We start from the raw sequence: 23530 nt of genomic DNA on the forward strand, positions 1-23530 counted from the left end.
AACAGAGGCTTTAAAAATTCTAACAGAATGAAAAAAATATTTAAAACAATCCTTTTTTCGGTGGCAATGGTCTCTGCGGCAGTGGCGCAGAATACTGCCGAAAATGATTATTATCGCATTATTACGCTACCTGTCCCCGAAAATATGTTGTTGGAGGTAGGTGGCATTACTACTTTGCCAAATGGTGATATAGCCTTGGCTACCCGCAGAGGTGACATCTGGGTAGTAAATAACCCTTACATGGCAGGTACAGCACAACCGTATTTCAAGAAGTTCGCCAGCGGTTTGCATGAGATTTTAGGTCTGGCTTATAGAAACGGTGCTTTTTATTGTGCACAGCGTGGCGAACTGACCAAACTGATTGATAAAAACGGCGATGGTAAAGCAGATGTGTATGAAACAATTGCTACTTTACCTATTTCGGGGCATTACCATGAATATAGCTATGGCCCTAAGTTTTTGCCTGATGGCTCGATGATTGTAACAGGGAATGTTGCTTTTGGTGACGAAGAATGGTGGAGAGGTGAAAGTAGAGTACCCTGGAGAGGCTGGGCTGTAAGAATTACAGAAGATGGTAAAATTGAGCCGTATGCAACTGGTATGCGCTCTCCTTGTGGTATTGGTATGATAGACGGTGAGTTCTGGTATGGTGATAATCAGGGAGACTGGATGGGTTCAGGTTTTATTGCCCAGGTAAACAAAGGTGATTTTATGGGTCACCCTGCCGGTCTGCGCTGGACAAACGACCCGAATTCGCCTGTAAAACTAACAACGGAGCAATTGTATGCAAAGGTAAACCCAAGAAAAGAAAGAGATGCTAACGGGTATGCTATCAAGCCTGAGAACATTGAAAATGAAAGAGGAACTTATCTTTTTGAATTGAAAAAAGATATTCCTGAGTTAAAAACTCCGGCCGTATGGCTTCCGCATGGCATTTTGGGTATTTCTACCTCAGAAATTCTGAAAGACGAAACAAATGGTGGTTTCGGCCCATTCGCCGGACAGATTTTTGTGGGAGACCAGGGAAAAAGTAATATATCACGTGTATTTGTTGAGAAAGTAAATGGTGAGTATCAGGGAGCGTCTTTCATGTTCCGTGAGGGATTCCAATCGGGTATTTTGCGTATGACATGGGGTCAGGACGGCTCTTTGTTTGTAGGCGAAACCAACCGGGGTTGGGGCTCGGCAGGTAATACTACTGCGGGGGTAGAACGTCTGGTATGGACAGGTAAAATGCCGTTTGAAATGAAAGCCGTAAGAGCTACACCAGATGGATTTGAAATTGAGTTTACGAAACCTGTGAATAAAGCAACCGCTGCTGATTTCAAAAATTATCAGGTACGTAGTTTTATTTACAAATACCACCCTGTTTATGGCAGCCCTCCGGTAGGTGAAAAATTCCTGAATGTAAAAGGCTTGAAAGTATCAGAAGATGGCATGAAAGTGCGTCTGTTGGTCGAAGGCTTACGAGACCATTTTATTCATGAAATTAAGGCTGATGGTGTGAAAGATACTGAGGCTAAAGGTTTATTACATAGTACTGCTTTTTATACCTTAAATAATATTCCTGCTGGAGAGAAGCTGACAGGTTTTGTGCCTCGCCCGGCAAATTTACCTGTAGCAGGTACAAGCACCAAAGCAGAGAAATTAGTAACACCTGACGATAGAACAGCGGCTAAAACTGCTGCCAAAGCAGCTCCTACATATGATGAAATTAAGCCATTATTGCAAAAACATACCTGTGTGGCATGCCACCAACAAGACAAACGTCAGGTAGGGCCTGCGTTTAAGGATATTGCTAAACGCAAATATTCAAACGAAAAAATAGTGAATCTCATCCACAAGCCTGATCCTAAAAACTGGCCGGGCTATGCTACAGAAATGCCCCCAATGCCACAAGTACCGAAAGCTGATGGCTTGAAGATTGCAGCCTGGATAAATTCATTGAAATAAGAAATCTTTAAGATTTTAACCCTCCAAAAACCTGCCGGTACTCGGTAGGTTTTTGTTTTTTCAGGAGGCGGAAAGAGCGGTTAAAATTGGAGAGATTATAAAAGCCACAATCAAAGGCAATCTGCTGAATACTCTTGCGGTTTTCAATCAACATCCGGCAGGCATAGCCTATGCGTACTTCGGTCAGAAACTGGATATAGGTTTTCTGGGTTCGGTTTTTAAAGTATCTGCAAAAATTAGGTACTGACATATTAGCAATAGTAGCTGCTTCCTCAATCAGAATCTTGCGGTTGAAATGCGAAAGTGTAAATTCGTAGATATGGTTAATTGTATCAGCACCAAATCTATGGTAAGATTCTACAAACCCTTCACTACTTAAAAAATTTACCTCATCTGACATCGCAATAATCTCTAAAATCTGTAATAAAAGTACAATCCGCTGTACTCCATTTGTACTCTCGAATAACTTATTAAAAAGCGCGAGTACTTCTGTTTTAGAATGCCCTGAAATTTTTAAACCCCTTTTGGCTTTTTCAAGTAACCATTTGATATTCTCTAATTCTTTCAGGTTCAGAAAGTCTTTTCCGAAACAATCAGGTAAAAACTGAATTACCTGTGCAGTGGCTTTAAGTGATGGGTTATCATTAAAATAGCTGGCATCATTTTTCCACACATGGGGCAGGTAGGCACCTAATAGCACCATATCTCCCTCCTCAAACTCTTCAATGCTATCGCCTACAAACCTTGTTCCTTTACTATGAACAATATGGGTCAGTTCTAATTCAGGATGAAAGTGCCATTTGTCATACAAGTAGTGTAACTCGTCTTTGCGGGATAAAAACGAATAATCGGTTGAGATATTGACTTTACGTAATATGGCCTGCACGAATTATTGATATAATGTTATCATAAAAGGCTTCATTTTGTAAAGTTGATAATATTTCATCAAAACTGTATAATATTTCATAAAAAAGCTATGAGAATGAATTGTACTTTTGTAAGATGTTTTTTAACTCCCCTTATATTATATGCAACATAAAGTTTTAAAAGTAAATCCTTCAGATAATGTGATAGTAGCACTAAGAAATTTAGAAGCGGGAGAGAATATAGAATTTGAAGGGGAGACTTACGTATTGCCGAGGTCAATTGCAGCTAAACATAAATTTGTTACAGAAGATTTAGAAAAAGGCGACCATGTAACCATGTATGGGGTTTTGGTTGGAAAAGCTACCCAACCCATCAAACGTGGTGAGCAGATAACTACTTTCAATCTGAAACATGAATCGGAGGAGTATTCTGTCAGGAAAAGAGTGCCGCAAACTAACTGGATCGCTCCCGATATAACGAAATGGAAGAATACTGCTTTTATGGGCTATCACCGTTCTGACGGTCAGGTAGGCACTGCTAACTACTGGTTAGTACTTCCTTTGGTATTTTGCGAAAATCGTAATATTCTGAAACTAAAAGAGGCCTTTGACAAAGCATTAGGCTACGCCTTCCCTGATGTTTATCTCCGTCAGGTAGAAGATTTGGTACACATACACCAGAAAGGCGGAGTAAATGGTATAGATACCTATAATCAGGAAAACCACGAAGGGTCTGTTGGTAGACGTTTGTTTCCAAATCTGGATGGCATCAAATTTTTGACTCATGAGTCAGGTTGTGGAGAAAACAATCAGGATTCTGAACTACTGGCAGCCTTGTTTGCAGCTTATGCCAACAATGCTAACGTAACAGGGATAACGGTATTAAGCCTCGGTTGTCAGAAAACACAGTTTACTGACCTCATGGATGAAATCAAAAAGCGTAATCCTGATTTTGATAAAACTGTGCTATTGTTTGAGCAACAAGCCTACGGAACGGAGTTCGACATGATGTCGGCAGCTATTAAAGAGACGTTCAAAGGATTAATTGAAGCCAATAAACTTACGCGTCAGCCTGCACCTTTATCAGCATTACAAATTGGTTTGAAATGCGGTGGATCAGATGGTTTCTCTGGAATTTCAGCAAATCCCGTATTAGGTCATTTATCTGATTTGGTAGTGGCGTTAGGAGGTAAAACATATTTAGCTGAGTTTCCCGAGCTATGTGGCGTTGAGCAGGAGTTAATCAACCGCTGTGTAACCACAGAAAAAGCAGAAAAATTTGAATACCTGATGCGGGATTATGCCGCCAAAGCCGAAGCAGTGGGTGCGGGTTTTGATATGAATCCCTCAGCGGGAAATATCAAAGATGGCTTAATTACCGACGCTATCAAATCGGCAGGGGCTGCCAAAAAAGGTGGTACTGCACCCATTGTTGATGTATTGAACTATACAGAACTGGCCAAAGAAGCAGGTTTGCATCTGGTATGCACACCCGGTAATGATGTATTGGCTACCACAGGCAAGGCAGCCTCAGGGGCTACTATCATTCTATTTACGACAGGTCTTGGTACTCCGACGGGTAATCCGATTTGTCCGGTAGTAAAAGTATCTACCAATACACAATTGGCTAACAAAATGTCAGATATTATCGACTTTAATTGCGGAGAAATTATTACAGGAGAGAAAACCATTGAACAGACCGCAGAAGACTTATTAGAGTATTGCATCAGTTTAGCCAGTGGTAAGTTCCTGACTAAAGCGCAGGAATTAGGACAAGACGACTTTATGCCCTGGAAAAGAGGTGTAAATTTATAGTAATTAATTATTCGGTATCAAGATAAAAAATATAAATATGAGATTATTACGTTTTGGTGAGTTTGAACAGGAAAAACCGGCTGTTGAATTATTAGATGGCTCTCGCATAGATGTTTCGGGTTTTGGCGAAGATTATACTGAAAAATTCTTTGGTACTGATGGTTTGGCACGTCTGGCTGCCTGGGTAGAAACCAATGCAGATAGCTGCCCGGAAGTCCCTGCTGAGGCAAGAATAGGTTCGTGTATTGCCCGACCATCGAAGATAGTTTGTATTGGTTTAAACTATGCCAGACATGCCGAAGAAACCAATGCACCAATCCCGAAAGAGCCGATTATTTTCTTCAAATCCACTTCAGCACTTTGCGGCCCTTATGATCAGGTGATTATCCCTAAAAACTCTGTAAAAACAGACTGGGAAGTAGAACTGGCTATTGTGATTGGCAAAAAGGCATCGTATATATCTGAAGAAGAAGCATTGGATTATGTAGCGGGATATGCCCTACACAACGATTATTCAGAAAGAGAATTCCAGATAGAGCGGGGTGGACAATGGGTAAAGGGTAAAAGTTGCGATACATTTGCACCACTGGGGCCTTTCATGGCAACTAAAGATGAAATCGAAAATCCAAATGATTTGCCCTTATGGTTGACAGTAAACGGAGAAAAATTACAAAACTCTAATACTGACGACATGATTTTTAAAGTTCCTTTTCTGATTCACTACCTGAGCCAGTTTATGACTCTTTTGCCAGGTGATGTGATTTCTACCGGAACACCATTCGGTGTAGGTTTAGGCTTTAAGCCACCTCGTTATCTCAAAGCAGGTGATATAGTAGAATTAGGAATTGATGGGTTGGGAGTACAAAGACAAGAAGCAGTTGACTATAAAAAAACTGAATAATATGAACTTGAATTTAAGCGATAAAATAATCATTGTAACAGGTGGTGCTAAAGGGATTGGTGAGGGTATTGTGAAAACGCTGGCAAACGAGGGTGCTATTCCGGTAATTATAGGCAGAAATGAAAATGATAACCTGAAAACCATAGAATCTATTGGCGGCAATGGCTTTCAGGTGGTGGCAGAGCTGAGTGAGCCGGAAGAATGTCGTAAAGCGGTAGAGCAAGTAGTGGAGAAATACGGCAGAATAGATGGTCTGGTAAATAATGCTGGAGTAAACGATGGAGTGAACCTTGAAAATGGCAGCTATGAGGCGTTTATGGGGTCATTACACAAGAATCTTGTGCATTATTACCTGATAGCACATTATGCCCTGCCCGAATTGAAAAAAAGCAAAGGGAGTATTGTAAATATTGGTTCAAAAACCGGAGAAACAGGGCAGGGAGGTACATCGGCTTATGCCGCTGCCAATGGCGGACGCAATGCCCTGACCCGCGAATGGGCTATTGAATTACTGAAATATGGTATCCGTGTTAATGCAGTAATTGTGGCAGAGTGCTATACTCCATTATATGAGAAATGGATTAAAACCTTGCCAGATCCGGAAGAAACCTTAGAGAAAATTACTGAAAAAATACCTTTGGGCAAACGCATGACAACTGCTGAAGAAATTGCAAATATGGTTGTTTTTTTACTTTCGGAGCGATCGAGCCATACAACAGGGCAATTGATTCATGTTGATGGTGGATACGTGCATTTAGACCGAGCGTTAATATAATTTAGTTAATCGAACTCTATGAAAAAGTATTGTCTGGCATTAGATTTAGTAGATGATGCAGCCATGATAGCTGAATACGAAAAATACCATGAGAAAATACGGCCGGAGATAGCCGAGAGCATTACATCGGCAGGTATTTCAGGTATGGAGATTTATCGTATTGGCAATCGCTTGTTTATGATTATGGAAACTGACGACGACTTTTCTTTTGAGCGAAAAGCAGAAATGGATACTAATAACCCGAAAGTACAGGAGTGGGAAAATCTGATGTGGAAATACCAGCAAGCCTTACCAATGGCAAAACCCGGCGAAAAATGGCTATTTATGAATAAAATTTTTGATTTAAAGCAGCAATAAACCATCTATAAAACATATACCTATAGCAGCCATTTGAAAAAGTGGCTGTTATTTTTTTACTTGCATTACCAAAATTATTCAACCAAAATATGAGAACCAACACTATTCTATTATTAGCTCTTACCTTCCTCTTAGGGGCCAGTTCCTGGAAAAAACCAACTGCAACAGCTACCCCCAATATCATTCTGATTTTTATGGATGATATGGGTTACGGCGATTTAAACAGTACAGGAGCTTTAGATTATCAGACCCCCAATATCGATAAACTGGGTTTTGAGGGTATCCGCTTTACCAATTTCCTGGCTGCGCAAGCTGTTTGTAGCGCTTCCAGAGCTGCTCTGATGACAGGCTGCTACCCGAATAGAGTAGGTATTGCAGGTGCTTTAAACCCTACACAGAAAATCGGATTGAATACAGATGAAGTTACAATTGCCGAAATGCTGAAGCAAAAAGGTTATGCTACAGGTATTTTTGGTAAATGGCATTTGGGGCATTATAAACAATTCTTACCTCTCCAACAAGGTTTCGACGAATATCTGGGCATCCCTTATTCAAATGATATGTGGCCGGTGGGTTTTGACGGTAAACCTATTACAGATGAGAATGATTACCGTAAGAAAGCGTACCCTACTTTGCCATTAATAGAAGGCAACGAACAAAAAGAAACCATTACCGATTTATCAGGGCAAGATGGACTAACTACTAAATATACAGAAAGAGCCGTAGGTTTTATCAAGAAAAACCGTAATAAACCTTTTTTCTTATATTTACCTCATTCAATGGTGCATGTGCCGCTTGGAGTATCAGCCAAATTCAAGGGGAAAAGCAAACAGGGGATGTTTGGAGATGTAATGATGGAGATAGACTGGTCGGTAGGAGAAATCATGAAAACACTGAAGGAGAACGGTCTGGATAAAAATACCTTGGTAATCTTTACAAGCGATAACGGCCCCTGGCTCAATTTCGGAAACCATGCAGGTTCATCGGGAGGATTCAGAGAAGGGAAAGGAACGGTGTTTGAAGGAGGGCAGCGAGTACCTTGTCTGATGCGGTGGAAGGGTACTATTCCAGAAGGAGTAATCTGTAATCAATTAACTTCTACCATCGATATTTTCCCGACTTTGGCGCATATCTGTGGTACAAAACTACCAGATAAGAAAATTGATGGCGTTGATATTCTACCTTTGATGAAGGGAAATGTCAACGAAAGCCCAAGAAAATATTTCTATTACTATTATGCTAACAACGAACTAAGGGCTGTTCGTCGTGATAACTGGAAACTGATGTTGCCACATAAGGTTGAAAGGACTTATGAAACAGTTTTACCGGGCAACGATGGATACGGAGGTAAATATGGAAACTTAGAAGTACCACTTGCACTCTATGATTTAAGACGTGATGCAGGCGAAGAATATGATGTAAAAGAACAAAATCCGGCAATTGTAGAAGAACTCCATAAAGTAGCCGAAATGGCCCGTGAAGATTTAGGAGATGCCCTTCAGCAAAAACAGGGCAGAAATGTGCGCCCTGTAGGGGTCTTGAAGGAGTAGACCTCACTAATCACATAGCAATTCTAAAAGCAAAGACGCAAATATTCAATTATTTGTGCCTTTGCTTTTTAATGAAAATTCTGATAAAGCATTGCTCTATCAGAATCTGTTACCCTTATGTATCTAACCCTCATTATAAATTAGATGCTACGAAAAACTCAAACCTTTGTTTTGTTGTAGGATTTAGCGGGTCGGTGTCGAGTAAGAAAGAGTTTCTCAAACCAAAACCCAATGGCCCTAACGTATTCAATAATTTGATGTCAAATATTATCTCTCCGCCATACGAGCGTTGGGAAGTTTTAAAGTTGATGAACTTTCTCTCAATATTGCCGTAATCATAAAACACATTGGCTCTTGCTCGATTGATAAAGAATATCCCGGCAAAACCTCGGTCAATATTAAACAGCGGAAGGCTATAAGTGGCACTTACCACCGTTTCAACATCACCCGGAGCGGCAGCATAACCTCTGGCGTGTAAAAACTGATCTTCAAAAAGATAGTTGTTATTCAGTAATTCTTTTTTCCCTCTGAATACTATCTCTAAACCATGATTCTTGCCCAGGCCGGGTGTTGTCAATCCAACTGTCCCCATCAGGCGTTCGGCTGTTGTTCCGGTTGTAATAGACTTCTGGTAAGAAAGCGCAAGATTCTGAGACCACTTGTTAACCAGATTCTGTTTGGCTTTTCTACGGATATTTGAGAAACTTAAACCAAATTGTAAGGCATTAAATTCTAATCCGTGGTAAATCGGGGTATCCTGTATTTTATATTCTGACGTACTGATACCTGAGAAGGTAGAGTTTAAACGGAAACTGGTTGTGTAGTTACCTCTTATCCAATTCAATGGCAATGATAAACCAACATTAATATCAGCTTGTTTATAAGATAAAGTGCCTATGAAATTAGGATTCAGGAATACGGCATTCGACCTGTCTCCTGCACTTACTCTGAACGAAAGAGGTAAGAAGAATTTACCATAATCAAAACCTCCGTTAACACGCACTGTTTTCTCGTTATAATTATATTGAGCTCCGATTAATCCTGTAAAGTCATTTAAAATATTCCCCAGCTTAATCCCAACACTTACATTGCGGCCATCACTACTACCGAAGTTCCAGCTATGTAACTTCACACCTCTTAGTAAGCCCTTATAATTTTTCACCTGATAACTATTATCCATCGACTGATACTGTATATCATGTTCAATTTCAGTAGTTTTTATATGAAAACGTTCCTGATTTACAGGTTCGGTAAGTTGGATATTCTTGATACTTTTTACGTCTGAATGCGTTAATTGCCTACCCATAGCAGTCATTTCTACCATTACTAATTTTTGCTCATCTTTCGAAATAGCAGGTAAAGTAGCCCCGATTCTGACAGAACTTAGTTGCGTAATTTGTTTGTCTCCATTCAGGTTCACGGCATAGATATTATTAATCCCGCTGAACGAAGCTCCAATAACAACACGTGTATCGCTGATAGAAAGCCCACTGATTACATGAGTAGTCCAGGGGGTCAATTCGGTCGTTTGTTTGCGTGCCAGATCATATTTCAGCATGGCAATTTTTGATTTTCTTTTAGCCAGATAAACAATCGCAGCATCATCATTCGTCCATTTCGGATAAGAGATAAAATCATTTTCAGGATTAGGAATGGTGCTTACAATACTACCATTGGCTGGAGAGATGATACAAAGTTCGTTATTGATGTTTTCATCGGCTTTAACGGCTATGATTCTATCTCCTGTGGACGAAAACTGTGGACTAAAAAATTTACTTTTATGGGTTACTTGTGTTCGTTGACCTGTTTTCAGGTCATAACTCATAATTACGCTATAAATAACTGCGTCTCTTCTGGCATCTTTACGCATTTCTGTCCAGGCAACTTTATTGTTATTTACACCTAAATACCCTTCAGTTGCCGCACCGATAGGAGTAAGGAATTGTTGTTTGCCATCTTTGATTTTATATAACGCAGAAATTTGCTTGAAACTACTCTTGATACAAAGAATGCTTCCGTCTTCTAACCAATGTGGGAATGTATAATTGGTAACAGTATTTTTAGGTAATGGGGTAATTGGGGTAGTAGGAGTTAGTTTAATTGATTCCAGCTCATTCTCCCAGTTCTCTTTCATTTCTTTATAGGCCAGTTTATACATTTTATTCACGCCTGTTTTAGTATGGCGTCTTAAAGCTCCGGCAAAGGGGTAGAGTATCGTTCGGTATCTGCCTGCATCTGCTAATACTTTAGGCCACATTTCAGGCCCGAAATGATTACGACCATAGTTAAGAATCGCATAACCTAAGGGATAATGGTTGGGCAATAATTTTTTGAAAGAACCATTTCGTGCCTGTAAATAGGTGTAATTTTTGTCACTCAATAGCAAAGCCCTTTGCTCGTCAAAAAAACTTGGAGTTCTGCCTCTTCCGGCTCCACTTAATACAGTTTCGGCCAATACAGCATCACCTTCAAAATACCAGTCAGGAATTGAGAAATTAGACCCCAGACTCCAGCCTGATTGTCCTTGCAACAAGTACAAAAATTTGGTAAAACCTCTGTTTGCATTGTTAAATTGCAAAGCATGGCGATATTCATGGATAGCCAAAGCATCAAGCCAGTCCATTGACCCCAGATCATTAAAATCCTGAAAACCCGTAGCATAGAACTCGCTTCGGTAAGGAGCCAAAGCTACATAGCCATTTCCTTGTGCATTGTTGGTATTTAATAAAATATCCAGCTTCTTGCTTTTGTTTCCGACAGAAACAGTAGCGTTTTTATTGACATAAGTTACTAAATCGGCAATACGAATGGCTTCTGTCTGATTATTTTCAGGGAAAATTACTTTTACTTTATCGTTTTCAATATACTTCCACTTCATTGAAGAAGGCTGCGGGCCCGTCTGGGCAGTTAGCTGAAGCGCAGAAAATAATAAGAATAAGTATAAAAAGTGTTTAGATTTCATAAGATACTTTTTAGTGGGGGTGATGATTATGGAACAAAATATCAGACAATTATTCAGTTGTCAATTCTGAAAAATTCTGGATATTGATTTTGAAACGTGGTCTTTCACCCTTAGGTACAATTACAATCAAATCGTTTGATACACTGCTGCCATTCTTTAATAAGAAACCACCTTGTACTCTTACAGCTCTATAGGTAGTTTTCCCATCGGCAGTTTTTTCAGGTTGGTTATAAGGAATCGTAAACGGACGTGCTTTCAGATTCGCTCCTTTGGAAGTAAGGCGTTTCCCTGTTGCGTTCAGACATTCAAATCGGGCAATAACAGAAGGATCACCATCAAATATGCTTGTGATATTGTCATTTTTCAGATAAATCAACTGGCAACCACTTTTGTTTTGAGCTTTGATGGTTACTTCATAACGAGAGTAAGTGTCTTCAGTGCGTTCGTTGGTAATGGCGTAGCTATATTCAATACCGTTGCTGGCAACTGTTTTGCCTTCTTCAATATCAATAGCGCTTTGGGCTTTACTTGCAAATAAACCTAAAGAGAGCAGGGTAGTAAACACAATTTTTTTCATGGGTTTCATTTTTGGCGTTTATAATGATTTTATAGATACATAGAACCTTATCAGAAAGCCGATAAATATCAGCCTATCAATCCGGATTTGATAGAGAAGAAAAAAGGCTTCGCTCAATAGGTTGTCAGAATAGGATTGAATGAGGGCTCAATCGAAATTCTGGTTCAAACTTACACCCGAATAAACAAAATGAGAAAAAACGTATATGGACAAAATATGGACAATCAACTAAATAGTTGATAGATAGGAGTTTAAATCGCTCTGCTCGATTTTTTTTCTTAGACGATACCTGTTTTTTGTTACACTCTCATTTGAGATTCCCAACATTCCTGCCACCTGAGTATTGGTGAAATTCAGGCGAATCATGCAAGCCATCTGCGTTTCTGTATCTGTCAGGTTAGGATTTTGCTGATGCAGACGGGTGATAAATTGTGGATGAAGTTTTTCAAACTTTAATCTGAAATCCTGCCATTGCTCATCAGTAAGAATCCGTGCCTGATTGATCTGGTCGAGTAGGGTGTGGGTCGAAGCGGTATCTTTAAGTTTCAGGTCCTTGAGCTCATTTTCAAACTTATTAATCAATTGGTTCTTCTCACTGACTGTATCTGCAAAGGATTCTAACTGGCTTTGTACCAAAGAAAGTTCAGCAGCCGAAAGTTTATGTTGTGCCTGCAATAAGTCATGTTTCTGCGCAAGGCTTTTTCTTTGTAAATAGAATAAGGCTACTAAAAGACCTAAAACCACTGCACCACTTATGAAAAGCCACTTTTGCTGAGCCAGTTTGTTTTGCAGATTCACATTTTCAAGTTCTTTTTCGTTCATGCGCAGTTGTGTTTCCAACTGTGCCACTTTTTGCCTGTTTTCTTTGTTAGCCATTAAAGTATCTGTCTCATAGAATTTTTTCTGATAATTGAAGGCCTCTTTATAATTCCCCTGCAAGGCTGCCCATTCTGTACGGATAAAAGCCATTTGCCTGTCATAATAAGGTGAATTTATTTCAGGTAATAGCGATTCCGCCTTTTTGAAGTGCTCGTCGGCTTCTGCAAATTTCTTTTCCCCAAGTAACGCTGCTCCTAAAATAGCCTCACCTCTTAAAATGGCATCGTCAGATTTGGTTTTATAGGCTAATATAAGACCTGCATTGACAGGTTGACGTATTTTATTATAATCTCCGTGATCATAATAGGCACTGGCTAAGTTCAGGTAGATATTGGTAATATTAGTAGTATCTTTTATTTCGATAGCCATTTTCAAGGCATCATCGAATACCTTGAGCGATTCGTCAAACCTCTTATAATCACTTAAACTTACTGCATAATTCATAGTAGCAGTAACTATATGTGGCTTATCATTGGTTAACCGGATTGTCTGGAGTGCTTTTTCGGTATAGTAGAGCGTTTTGGCAAAATCATTCTGATACTGAAAAACCTGTGCAAGCGAAACATAAACTCTGGCCAACCGCTCGTAGTTTTTAGTTTTTTCGAGAATCGGAATAGCCTCTGTGGCAGCTTTCATAGACTTTTCAAATTCACCTGTTTCACTATAAAACCAGGCTAATTTTGCCAGAATCGGAGCCCGCTCTTCAGGGGTAGTCTGAACGGCCAACCGCTCCTGAAAATATTTGATAGAATCCTGTGACCCAGCTTGTGCAAAAGAAGTTTCGAGCCCGGAAATGAACAAGAAAAAAGGAAGGAAATAGTAAGAATAACGCATAAACAAAAGTAAGCATTGATGCCTTATATGGCATGGATTAGGTTTTTCCTGACAGACAAAATTTAATGAGGATTAGAAAAATAATACAAAGGTTAAAGATACAAAATATAGGTGTTTAATCAATAAATGAGACAAAATATAAACTGCAAAAGCTGATTCTGAAGTCAGAGTCAGCTTTTACGAAAATAATATTTATTTACTTGAATACCTTAAAGTTGTAATCCCCGCTTCCCACTTTTACTATCCAGTGCCCTGTTTCATATTTCAAGGTCTCAAAATCTTTCCTGTTAGTGAGCCCCCGATTACTTTCTGTAATTTTCTGGTCGGTAGCGGCCGGGATATACACAATAGCAGTACTACCCACAGGTACTTTTACGTTCATCTCAAAGGTATTTGATAGCTTTTTCCAACCGATTCCTGCTACGCCTTGCATGGTTTCATTAAAATATTTTGCTGAGGTAATATCTGGAACGGGCATAGGTTTAAAGATAATTTCCTGATAACCTGTTTTGCTGTCAGATGTCTGCATACCTGCCAAACGAGTATAGAACCAGCTCAAAGCACCCCCGAACATCGGGTGATTATGCGAACCCGAATTATTCCATTGTTCACGCGTGGTAGTGCTTCCGAGGCTTATCCAGCTACCAAAACCAGGGGCAGTAGTTTTGTTCATGGCATTATAGGCGAGGTCATTCAGACCATTATCTGCCAGCACTTCAAAGAAAAAGCGCGTACCGAATATACCCGTATCCAGATGCCCGTCTGCTGCTGCAATATCCTTTTTCAAGGCTTCCATCACTTTAGGGTACTGGTCTTTATTTACCCCCATTTTCAATGCAAATATATTTGCTCCATACCTGCCAAAAGTACCCTGCTGTGGATCATAGAAGGTAGATAAAAAGGCCTCACGGGTCTTATCAGCTATTGACTGATAGAATATGACCTCCTGGGGTATATTCAATATAGCGGCTACTTTCGCTGTAATATCAGCGCAATACCATAAATAAAAAGTATGCACCAGTTCATCAGGCGGGAGTTTGCCTTCTACACCTGCCCATTCGCCCAGATTCCACCATTGTAGAGGCTTCCCATCATGCCCGGTACGTTTGGAGTGCATGATCCCCTTTTCGTTCACCCAGGTTTGCATATATTTAATATAACCTGTCATACCTGCATAGTTTTCTGCTAATATATCAATATCATTATATTGTCTGTAAAATTCATAGGGTATAATACTGATAGCAGCACCCCAAGCTACACCACCCCCGCAACCGGGTTGCCAGGGTGCACCGTTAGGAATATAACCCGTTGCCGGAATCTGAGCATCCATCATATCCCGAATCCATTTTTTGTAAAAGGCCTTTACTTCAAAATTATGCATCACCGTATGGCAAGCCACTTGAGCATCTCCTGTATAACCCGAACGCTCCCGATGAGGGCAGTCAGACGCAATGCCCCCGTGCATATTATCTAATTGTGAGCGTTTCCAGATATGGTTAATCTGATTGAAAAGTTTATTAGAGGTCTCGAATATGGCTGATTCCTTTACGGCTGTGTTTACGGCTTCTGCCTGTATATTTTCGGGCCTTAACTCACCTTTCCAGTTGCTTATTTCTACACCACTGAATACAAACCAGTTGAAACGTGGCGCATAGGTAGCATTAGGCTTGCCATTGAAAGTATAAGTATTTTCGCCTGAATATAGATTGGCATTAAAGGTGATTTTGATAGTATGCCCTGCCGGAGCAGATACATTTTTTAAGCGTACCCAACCAGAAATCTCTTCGGGGAAAGAGACTTTATAATTGCCATTGGACAATTTCTCAATTTTAGTGGGTTTATACACTTTTGTGATTTTATCGGTAGGAGCCGTGTGGGCAGACATCTTTCCAAAAGGAGTGGCACGATTAATGACATTTTCCCATTGGCTATCGTTAAACCCGACTTTGCACCAGTCTGGTTGTTCCTGTCGGGCATCGTAGATTTCGCCATCATAGACTAAATCTGAAATAATAGCCGATTTAGCGACTTTCCAGCTTTTGTCTGATACCACAACCTCTTCGGTATTATCATCATAAACAATATGCAATTGAGCAATGAACCGGGGTGAGCCATAAGAGGCCGTCCAGAACTTAGGGGCATTATAGAAACCATTACCTAAAATAGCCCCGATTACATTATGGCCTGTTTGCAATTTACTGGTAATATCATATGCCAGATACATAACCCGATAATCTTTAAATTCATCAGGTAATGAAATATACGCATCGGGCAGTTGTGGGCGTTTGCCGTAGTTTGTCTGATTCGGTACCAAATAATCGTCAGAGGCTTTTTGCCCGTTTACATAAAATTCAAAATAACCCAAGCCTGTAGTATAAACAACAGCGCTTTTGATTTTCTTGGAAGTCTTAAAAACTTTGCGCAAAAGTGGGGCAGGTGGCGGCAATATTTGTGTTCGCTGGTCTGGCCCGCCTTTAGGTTTAGGGATAGCTTCTTCGTTTTGCCATGGCGCGCCAATCCATTCAGCTTTCCAGTCAGCAGGGTTTAGTAGTCCCATATGCCATTTAGCTATCTTGCTCCAGGCTGATGGCTTGCCGTTTTTATCCCATACACGTACCTGCCAGTAGCAGGTCATACGGGATAATAAATTTTTGCCACCATACCTGATGGAGTGTGCAGTCTCATTCATTATCTTGCCCGTATCCCATAAGTCAGGTTTTTGTAATAATGCAATATCAGAAGCCACTCTTATCTGATATGCCGTTTGAATTTGCCCTCTCTCGTTGGGCTTTGCCATATTAAGCCAGGAGAGTCGCGGGTTGAGTGCGTCAACAACAGATGGATTTTCCATGTATTCGCAGGTAAGGTTTTGCACGTCAAGCTGTGCAAATACTAACTCTGCTGACAAAAGCAGAAAAAGACAAAGTAGGTATTTCATGAATGGTGTTAGCAAGTTTTGTAAGCTTGCTTTCTTTAATGAGGTTGAAAGATCTCATTATAAAAATAGCTATTTTTTGGTAAATGAAACTATAAAGAGTAAGAATTGTATAATAAGCCTTTTATGTAGACCATGATTCTTAATTTAACATTTTTTAGGAGTTTAGCGAAAATGCTTCTGATCTATTTAGAATACATTTGTGAAATCGTTCAGAAAATGGCATAATGAAAAAGACAATAATCATATCATTAATTCTAATCTTTAAAACATTACTATCTTATGCACAATCAAAAGGTATTGCACAAATAGACAGCATCCTTACCGAAATGACAAAACAGGATATTTTCTCGGGCACTATTTTAATTGCTGATAATTCGAAAATTCTGCTTGTCAAAGGCTACGGGTATGCAGATAGAGAAAATAAGATTAACAACACGCCTGATACCCGCTTCACTTTATCTTCAGCTTCAAAAGTTTTTACCGGAACTGCTATTACTTATCTTGCGCAACAAGGAAAATTAAAATTCACCGATAAGATAAACCAATATATTGCAGGCATTCCGAAAGGCAATAAAATGACAATCCATCAGTTACTTACTCATTCAGCCGGCGTAGATGATTTTTTTAATGCCAAAGACTTTAGCTATAAAAACATAAAGAATTGCACAGATATGTTACCGTTTATACGCCAGATGCCTTTGGTTTATAATCCGGGCGATAGCTGTATTTATTCAACAGGCAATTGCATTGTATTAGGCGCAGTGGTTGAGAAAATTACCGGAAAGAGTTTTCCGCAATATATCAGAGAAACTTTTATTGAGCCTTTAGGTTTGACGAATACCACTTTTACAGCTTACTGGCAATTAGATGATAGCCAAAGACAATATGCAGTTGGCTATAAAAAAACTGATAACGACGAAGTAGAAAAGAGAGCATATAACTATGATTATGGGTTTGTGCCACTCTCAGCAGGTGGTGTGTGGAGTACAGTGATGGATATATATAAATTTGATAAGGCGATATTTTCAAAACACCTGCTTAGTGAGTATTATCTGAAGCAAATGACAACCCGATATACATCTCAATGGGAAAACTCATATTTTGGTTATATGTGGATTATAAATAATAAAAAAGGCTACGAAAGCATTGGTCATGCCGGAGATAGTTCTGGCTGGCATGCCACCAATGATTATTACCCCAAACAAAAATATACCATTATTATCCTGACAAACTTCGGCTGGGTTAATTTAGATATACTTTCAAAAAGATTTGAAGAGCTGTTGTTTAAATAAGAAATACGTAAGGATAGGTTCTTTTTAGATAAACCCTTACCAGAATAAACTCCAATAAATAAAATAATTGGGGGTGGCCAGATTCCAACTAACCCCTCCAAACTTTTAATGAAAAAATCCTCCTGGAATAAATCCAGGAGGATTAAAAATAGTCGGGATGACAGGATTTGAACCTGCGACCTCACGCCCCCCAGACGTGCACACTACCAAGCTGTGCTACATCCCGAAACGGTCCTTATACAATCAAGAACCTTGCAAAAATAAGTTAAAACTGGTTGCTCTCCAACAATCAAATAGCAAAATTATACCTTAAATAATTCTCAGTCGCTCTTCTTCCAGATCCAGTTGATACAATTGCTGACGGATTATTTCCTCATCTATCTTTGGGTCTTTGTTCAATTCAGTAAGATACTGACGCTGTATTTCAAGCAATTCCACAAAAATAACTTTTGTTTTTTCATTCATCCAGCTATCGTCCGAGGCCTTGGTTCTTTCTTCCCAATGTTTCAGAAATTTCTCCATGCCAGCATGGCCGTTCAGCTCATTGTCATATTTATTTTTAAGAAATTCATACACATGTTGTTTCAATCCTTGCTTCATTTTTCTTCTGGTTTCTTCCTCTGATTCTGTTTTAAATACTTCGTTTAAACCCCAGGTACGTTTAATAAAATAAGGAAGGGTAAGCCCTTGCACCACAAGTGTGAGCAATATCACCACAAAGGTGATGAACAATATCAGGTTTCTGTGTGGGAAGGCCATACCATTAACTAAGGTAACAGGTATGGCCAATGCCGCAGCCAGAGATACCACACCACGCATCCCGGTCCAACCGAGTAAAAGTGGCATGATAAAACGCATTTTTGGCGAAGAGGCCCGAGGGGCCACGCTCGGTCGGAAAATAAGCGTAGCTATCATAGCAGCATAAGAACTAATGATACGGGCTGCAATCAAAGTTACAGTTACTAATAAACTATACCCGATAGCAGTACTTAAAGGTATGCCTTCCGCGTGCAGACCACTTACAATTTCCGGAAGCCCAAGACCAATAATCAGAAAGACAATACCATTGAGAATGAATATGAAACTTTCCCAGACACTATATCCCTGAATCCGGCTGGCACTGTTTAAAAAGACTAATCTTCTTGCAGACATAAATAAACCACCACTAACTACTGCCAGCACACCCGAGGCATGCAACTGCTCTGCTATCCAGTACATAAAATAAGGCTCAATCAATGTAAGTGCAACATCTGACGAGGCATCGGTAGGCAGTAATTTATGTGCCTGCACAAATACCCAACCCACCAATAAACCAATACCTGCCCCGCCAATTACCATCCATAAAAAGCTCAGCGTGGCCTCTTGCCACACAAAATGGCCAGTACCCACAGCTATCATGGCAAAGCGGAATATAATCAGCGAAGAAGCATCATTCAATAGGCTTTCCCCTTCTAAAATGGCCGCTATAGACTTTGGTATCTTTACAAATTTCGTAATGGCGCCTGTGCTTACGGCATCAGGTGGTGACACAATACCACCCAGTAGAAAACCCAAAGCAAGTGTAAAAGTCGGAATATAATGACTGGTAATCAACGCCACCGAAAGTGCGGTAAAAAATACGACCAGAAAAGCAAAACTGCCAATGATACGCCACCATTTTTTCATCTCCTTGAAAGAGATTGTCCATGCAGCTTCAAAAAGTAATGGCGGTAGAAAAATAAAAAAAATGAGGTCAGGATTGATTTTTACCACAGGCAGACCAGGAATAAAACTAACCAGTAGTCCGGCTACTACCAGTAATATAGGGTACGCAATTTTTAATTTAGTGGCCCACATTTCGAGCAGAACCACTGCGGCTACCATAGCCAGTAAAAAGGGTAAAATACTATGCATTAAAAAAAAGGTTATATATCAGATTTACATCAGCACATCATTTACCGCCTGTATAGGTTTAGGGAGTTTAGTTTCTCCTAACATCTGTAATAAATCAATCTCTATTGTACGGCAAATAGAGAGCATTGGCACATCTGTTCCGAAACCCTCAAAGGGATTTTCGGAATAATCGCCTATCAGCTCCATTACTATATAAATCCAGCCGACTAATGTGCCAAAGGGAATCATTAACCAGACACCAGCCGAGCCATGTTTGGCAAATTCGGCCACAATGCCCAGGGGTAACAAAAAAATGAATATACAGTTAAAAATAAAACTCAGATTGGCGTATTGTCGTGGTAATGGAAATCTTTTAATTCGTTCTGCTCTGCCCTGATGGTCGTAAAAATCACCCAGTACTTTCTGCATATCCAATTGTTTACGCATATGCAGGCATTCTTTTTCTTCCAGTTCGGCCAATGTAAGCGATTGTAAACGTATAATTTGTGTGGTTTTATTGGTAGCATATTCCCACTCCGTGGCCTCAGCAAAGTATTTTTCTTTCTGCTCTTCGGTCAGATAGTCTTTAAACAGACCTATACCACCATTTTCTCTCCGCCGGACGGCTATTCTTCTGAAAAGATGATTCAAACTTACATGTTCCCAGGGGGTAGGTACCAGCAACTGCTCTCTTAAAAGATAAAGCCAGGCAATATGCCGGTAGATCAACCGGGTTTTAATTTGTTTAATTTCTTCTTCTGGTAACTCTTTATTTCTGACAAATGCATCTACCATTGCACCCCAGCTTCTGCTGCTGTTTACAATGGCTCCCCATATTTTACGGGCTTCCCACACCCTGTCATACGATTGGTTGTTCTTAAATCCTACATAAAATGCTACAGCCGTACCGATTAGTGATACAGGCAGCCAGGGAATAGAAATCCAATGCCATTCTAAGACTCTATACAATACCGAAACGATAAGCATATAAGAGCTAAGCCACCAGAGGTGGTGCCCGGCAAATTCAAATAGCCCTTTAAGCGTAATGTTTTTTCTTACAATCATCTTGATACAACAGGGTTTTGTATGTATTCAGGTGGTACCAGTACTAAAATTCCAGCCGTTGTTTGTCTTTCAATAATTCAACTTGCAAAGTTTCGTAAGGTAACAACTGAGGCGTAACTTTTTTATTAATCGCTAATACTGCTGCTGTTGCTGCCGACTGTCCCAAAATCATAAACACAGGCTCCATACGAATAGAACCATAGGCAATATGTGAACTCGATACACAAACCGAAACTAAAAGATTGGTACATTCATTGGCTTTAGGCAGAATTGAACCGTATGCAATAGAATAAGGTTTGTCGGGGTGCACTCCAATATCACCTTCGTTCTGTACATAACCGTCTTGCTTTACATATCGCTGAATATTGTGAGAATCTAAAGAGTATGAACCCATTCCTACCGGATTAGGTACTTTTGTTTTGCCCAAAGCATCAGCTTCTTTCATGATAAATTCGCCAACCATGCGTCTGGCTTCTCGAATGTATAACTGATGTGGCCAGCCACCATTGTCTTTAAACTCGTCTTTAGGTAAGCCCCATTGTTGCATTTTTTCGTGCACATCGGCAGGTACGCTTGGGTCATTTTGCAGAAAATACATCAAGCCCTTCTGATATAATTCATGGTCTTTAATAATCTGTTTCCTACGCTCATAGCTGGCTTCAGGATAATCATAATTTTTGCCGATATAATCAGTGCTGAAAGGGCCATGATTATTAGTATCAGTCTTTCGATTCGGAATAGGGTCATATTTATCAAAAGTCTCACGCCAACCCGAAGCAAATACTCTTGCCAGTAATTCATAGCGGCCAGGGTCGTAGCCTTTCGGTTTTTCAAACGGAATCCGATTGTCAGGACTATTACTCAAACACATCCTGAAACAATACGCCTGTATTTTATTATCACCCGTACCATATTCTCCAGGAGGGGCAGCTGAAACTTCCGGTAGCAAGCCGCTCTTCGGGTCATTCGGTATTTTATAAGGGCTTATCTTACTCTTAAAATGATGCCCATGCTGAAAAACTTCTGTCTGTACCCCATTCCATTTTTCACCATACACACTATTCGCTTCCCGGCCAACATGGTACGATACTCCAGCCGCAGCCATTAGGTCGCCTTCATAGGTAGCATCAATAAACATTTGCCCCTCATAGGTGTTCCCACTCAGGGTGCGGAACGAGCGGATGTCAGTCCCTTGTTTGGTTACTCCTTTTTTCGAGCGGTCGAGCCATTCGTTTCTATAAATAGTAAGCTGATATTCTTTCGCAAAATCTTCAAAAACTTGTTCAGCTGCATGAGGTTCAAAAATCCACATAGTGCGGTTGTTACCATCAATGGCAGGAGTTCCCTGACCTTTATTGCCATATTCTTCTTTCCTCTGCCAGTTCCATGATTCCGGTTTTTGATAGTGAGTATATAAACGTTGATAAAACTCACGCGATAAACCACCAATTACCTCTTTATTACCCGTATCAGTAAAACCCAAACCACCTGATGAAAGTCCACCCAAATGAGTATCAGGAGATACCACAATAACAGATTTTCCCATTTTTTTAACCTGCACAGCCGCAATTACTGCAGAAGATGTTCCTCCATAAATAATCACATCAGCTTTATAAGTTTTAGCAGTTTTTGTCTTAGAGGGAGTATAGCCCGGAAAAATAATCATGACTACAAATAGCCAGATAAAGAGTGAGATTTTTTTCATAGAGGTTGAATTGTAAATGGATGGATAGTGAATAAGTCGGTAATTTATTAAATAAATTGTGAAATTTCAGAAAAACCGGTATTATTCATATACTTTGTCTATTAAAAAAAGCAGTTATACTTTATCATAAAGTACAACTGCTTTTTTAAGGTTTTATAAATAAATGTCCAGAAATTATTGGATTAAATATAATAGAGTCCTAATGAACCTATTCGTAGAGACTGGGCATTGCACTGTCTTTACCCAATCAGGCATTTTGAAGAAGATTTAATTGTAAAAAATCAATCTATAGATATTGAAATATAATTGCCTTTCTTACTTCACCGCCTTCAAACTCAAATCTAAACTTTTGGCTGAGTGTGTAAGATAACCCAACGATACATAATCAACACCGCATTCGGCATATTGTCTCACATTTGAAGGAGAGATGCCTCCCGATGCCTCAATAGGATACCTGCCATCTACCATTTTAACAGCCTGCCTTATATCTGCATAACTGAAATTATCAACCATGATTCTAACTACACCACCTATTGTCAAAACCTCTTGCAACTCTGACAGGTTTCTTACTTCTATTTCAATATCCAGATTTCTATTCGTATTTTTCAGATAATTATGTGCCGCATCTAAAGCGTTTTTGATGCCTCCGGCATAATCTACATGATTATCTTTAATCAAAATCATATCAAACAAACCAAAACGATGATTTACGCCCCCACCAATCTGCACGCCCCACTTTTCTAACATCCTGAAGCCTGGCGTGGTTTTTCGGGTATCTAATACTTTGGTTTTTGTACCCTCCAGTAGTTTTACCACCTGATTGGTCGTAGTAGCTATACCACTCATCCGTTGCATACAATTAAGTACCAGACGTTCAGCTGTTAGAATAGATTGGTCTCTTCCCTCAACAAAAAAGGCCACATCTCCGAATTTAATGGGAGCCCCATCCTTAATCAAAGCCTTCACTTTTAAATCCTTATCAACGGCTTTAAAAATCATTTTAGCCAACTCCACACCTGCCAATATACCATTGTCTTTTACAAGAAGCCTTGCTTTGCCCATGGCATCAGCCGGAATAGTTGATAAAGAAGTATGGTCTCCATCGCCAATATCTTCAGCCAGGGCATTTTTAATAAACTTGTTAATCGCTCTTTTATCTATCTCCATATTCATAAGCCTCAGGGGCATT

General features: G+C 39.8%; 16 protein-coding genes and 1 tRNA gene. 7 read left to right on the top strand and 10 right to left on the bottom strand.

All coding sequences use genetic code 11. The features are described 5' to 3' along the window. Positions 1-27 precede the first annotated feature (27 nt). Complete coding sequence (locus tag H1R81_RS09760; protein ID WP_181840521.1) at positions 28-1953, top strand: c-type cytochrome; 1926 nt, start codon at positions 28-30, stop codon at positions 1951-1953. Positions 1954-1960: 7 nt separating this feature from the next. On the opposite strand, the gene H1R81_RS27705 is transcribed toward H1R81_RS09760, so the two are convergent. After that, entirely contained in the window at positions 1961-2839 is an 879-nt protein-coding gene (locus tag H1R81_RS27705; RefSeq protein WP_181840522.1) for an AraC family transcriptional regulator, read from the bottom strand. Between the two features lie 142 nt (positions 2840-2981). Between H1R81_RS27705 and H1R81_RS09770 the strand changes: the two genes are divergently transcribed. From H1R81_RS09770 to H1R81_RS09790, 5 genes are all read left to right on the top strand, one after another. Then, entirely contained in the window at positions 2982-4634 is a 1653-nt protein-coding gene (locus H1R81_RS09770) for a UxaA family hydrolase (RefSeq protein WP_181840523.1), read from the top strand. 37 nt (positions 4635-4671) lie between these two features. Continuing rightward, on the top strand, positions 4672-5535 hold the full coding sequence (locus H1R81_RS09775; RefSeq protein WP_181840524.1) for a fumarylacetoacetate hydrolase family protein: 864 nt from the start codon (positions 4672-4674) through the stop codon (positions 5533-5535). A 1-nt stretch (position 5536) separates the two neighbouring features. After that, positions 5537-6310 (top strand): SDR family oxidoreductase, encoded by a 774-nt coding sequence (locus tag H1R81_RS09780; RefSeq protein WP_181840525.1) that lies wholly within the window; start codon positions 5537-5539, stop codon positions 6308-6310. 18 nt (positions 6311-6328) lie between these two features. After that, positions 6329-6667, top strand: coding sequence for an L-rhamnose mutarotase (locus H1R81_RS09785; RefSeq protein WP_181840526.1), 339 nt, complete (start codon positions 6329-6331; stop codon positions 6665-6667). 89 nt (positions 6668-6756) lie between these two features. Further along, positions 6757-8217: a sulfatase gene (locus H1R81_RS09790; protein WP_181840527.1), complete on the top strand. Its 1461-nt coding sequence runs from the start codon at positions 6757-6759 to the stop codon at positions 8215-8217. Between the two features lie 133 nt (positions 8218-8350). Here the strand turns inward: H1R81_RS09790 and H1R81_RS09795 are convergent, their stop codons facing one another. From H1R81_RS09795 to H1R81_RS09810, 4 genes are all read right to left on the bottom strand, one after another. After that, positions 8351-11179 carry a hypothetical protein gene (locus tag H1R81_RS09795; protein ID WP_181840528.1) on the bottom strand — a complete coding sequence of 943 codons (2829 nt, stop codon included), beginning with the start codon at positions 11177-11179 and terminating at the stop codon, positions 8351-8353. Between the two features lie 49 nt (positions 11180-11228). After that, positions 11229-11756, bottom strand: coding sequence for an ABC transporter permease (locus H1R81_RS09800; protein ID WP_181840529.1), 528 nt, complete (start codon positions 11754-11756; stop codon positions 11229-11231). A gap of 228 nt (positions 11757-11984) precedes the next feature. After that, entirely contained in the window at positions 11985-13469 is a 1485-nt protein-coding gene (locus tag H1R81_RS09805; RefSeq protein WP_181840530.1) for a tetratricopeptide repeat protein, read from the bottom strand. A gap of 196 nt (positions 13470-13665) precedes the next feature. Continuing rightward, positions 13666-16407, bottom strand: coding sequence for a family 78 glycoside hydrolase catalytic domain (locus tag H1R81_RS09810; RefSeq protein WP_181840531.1), 2742 nt, complete (start codon positions 16405-16407; stop codon positions 13666-13668). Positions 16408-16631: 224 nt separating this feature from the next. On the opposite strand from H1R81_RS09810, the gene H1R81_RS09815 reads away from it, so the two are divergent. Then, positions 16632-17699, top strand: coding sequence for a serine hydrolase (locus tag H1R81_RS09815; RefSeq protein ID WP_181840532.1), 1068 nt, complete (start codon positions 16632-16634; stop codon positions 17697-17699). Between the two features lie 152 nt (positions 17700-17851). On the opposite strand, the gene H1R81_RS09820 is transcribed toward H1R81_RS09815, so the two are convergent. The 5 genes from H1R81_RS09820 to nadC form a co-directional block, all read right to left on the bottom strand. Further along, positions 17852-17925 (bottom strand) — tRNA-Pro (locus H1R81_RS09820). A gap of 83 nt (positions 17926-18008) precedes the next feature. After that, positions 18009-19592: a Na+/H+ antiporter gene (locus tag H1R81_RS09825; protein WP_181840533.1), complete on the bottom strand. Its 1584-nt coding sequence runs from the start codon at positions 19590-19592 to the stop codon at positions 18009-18011. Between the two features lie 24 nt (positions 19593-19616). Next, positions 19617-20636, bottom strand: coding sequence for a bestrophin family protein (locus tag H1R81_RS09830; RefSeq protein ID WP_181840534.1), 1020 nt, complete (start codon positions 20634-20636; stop codon positions 19617-19619). Between the two features lie 43 nt (positions 20637-20679). Further along, the gene (locus tag H1R81_RS09835; protein ID WP_229251112.1) at positions 20680-22302 is read right to left on the bottom strand and encodes an FAD-dependent oxidoreductase; all 1623 of its coding nucleotides are present in this window, start codon (positions 22300-22302) and stop codon (positions 20680-20682) included. A 354-nt stretch (positions 22303-22656) separates the two neighbouring features. Continuing rightward, entirely contained in the window at positions 22657-23529 is an 873-nt protein-coding gene (gene nadC, locus H1R81_RS09840; RefSeq protein ID WP_229251089.1) for a carboxylating nicotinate-nucleotide diphosphorylase, read from the bottom strand. Between the last annotated feature and the right edge of the window lies 1 nt (position 23530).

It is taken from the genome of Emticicia sp. BO119, assembly GCF_013912375.1.
Taxonomy (GTDB): domain Bacteria; phylum Bacteroidota; class Bacteroidia; order Cytophagales; family Spirosomataceae; genus Emticicia.

Coding starts and splice junctions, on each gene's coding strand:
- H1R81_RS09800 (WP_181840529.1), bottom strand. CDS start 11,756: ATGAAAAAAATTGTGTTTACTACCCTGCTCTCTTTAGGTTTATTTGCA.
- H1R81_RS09770 (WP_181840523.1), top strand. CDS start 2,982: ATGCAACATAAAGTTTTAAAAGTAAATCCTTCAGATAATGTGATAGTA.
- H1R81_RS09780 (WP_181840525.1), top strand. CDS start 5,537: ATGAACTTGAATTTAAGCGATAAAATAATCATTGTAACAGGTGGTGCT.
- H1R81_RS09805 (WP_181840530.1), bottom strand. CDS start 13,469: ATGCGTTATTCTTACTATTTCCTTCCTTTTTTCTTGTTCATTTCCGGG.
- H1R81_RS09815 (WP_181840532.1), top strand. CDS start 16,632: ATGAAAAAGACAATAATCATATCATTAATTCTAATCTTTAAAACATTA.
- H1R81_RS09760 (WP_181840521.1), top strand. CDS start 28: ATGAAAAAAATATTTAAAACAATCCTTTTTTCGGTGGCAATGGTCTCT.
- H1R81_RS09790 (WP_181840527.1), top strand. CDS start 6,757: ATGAGAACCAACACTATTCTATTATTAGCTCTTACCTTCCTCTTAGGG.
- H1R81_RS09830 (WP_181840534.1), bottom strand. CDS start 20,636: ATGATTGTAAGAAAAAACATTACGCTTAAAGGGCTATTTGAATTTGCC.
- H1R81_RS09835 (WP_229251112.1), bottom strand. CDS start 22,302: ATGATTATTTTTCCGGGCTATACTCCCTCTAAGACAAAAACTGCTAAA.
- H1R81_RS09785 (WP_181840526.1), top strand. CDS start 6,329: ATGAAAAAGTATTGTCTGGCATTAGATTTAGTAGATGATGCAGCCATG.
- H1R81_RS09825 (WP_181840533.1), bottom strand. CDS start 19,592: ATGCATAGTATTTTACCCTTTTTACTGGCTATGGTAGCCGCAGTGGTT.
- H1R81_RS09795 (WP_181840528.1), bottom strand. CDS start 11,179: ATGAAATCTAAACACTTTTTATACTTATTCTTATTATTTTCTGCGCTT.
- H1R81_RS09810 (WP_181840531.1), bottom strand. CDS start 16,407: ATGAAATACCTACTTTGTCTTTTTCTGCTTTTGTCAGCAGAGTTAGTA.
- H1R81_RS09775 (WP_181840524.1), top strand. CDS start 4,672: ATGAGATTATTACGTTTTGGTGAGTTTGAACAGGAAAAACCGGCTGTT.
- nadC (WP_229251089.1), bottom strand. CDS start 23,529: ATGCCCCTGAGGCTTATGAATATGGAGATAGATAAAAGAGCGATTAAC.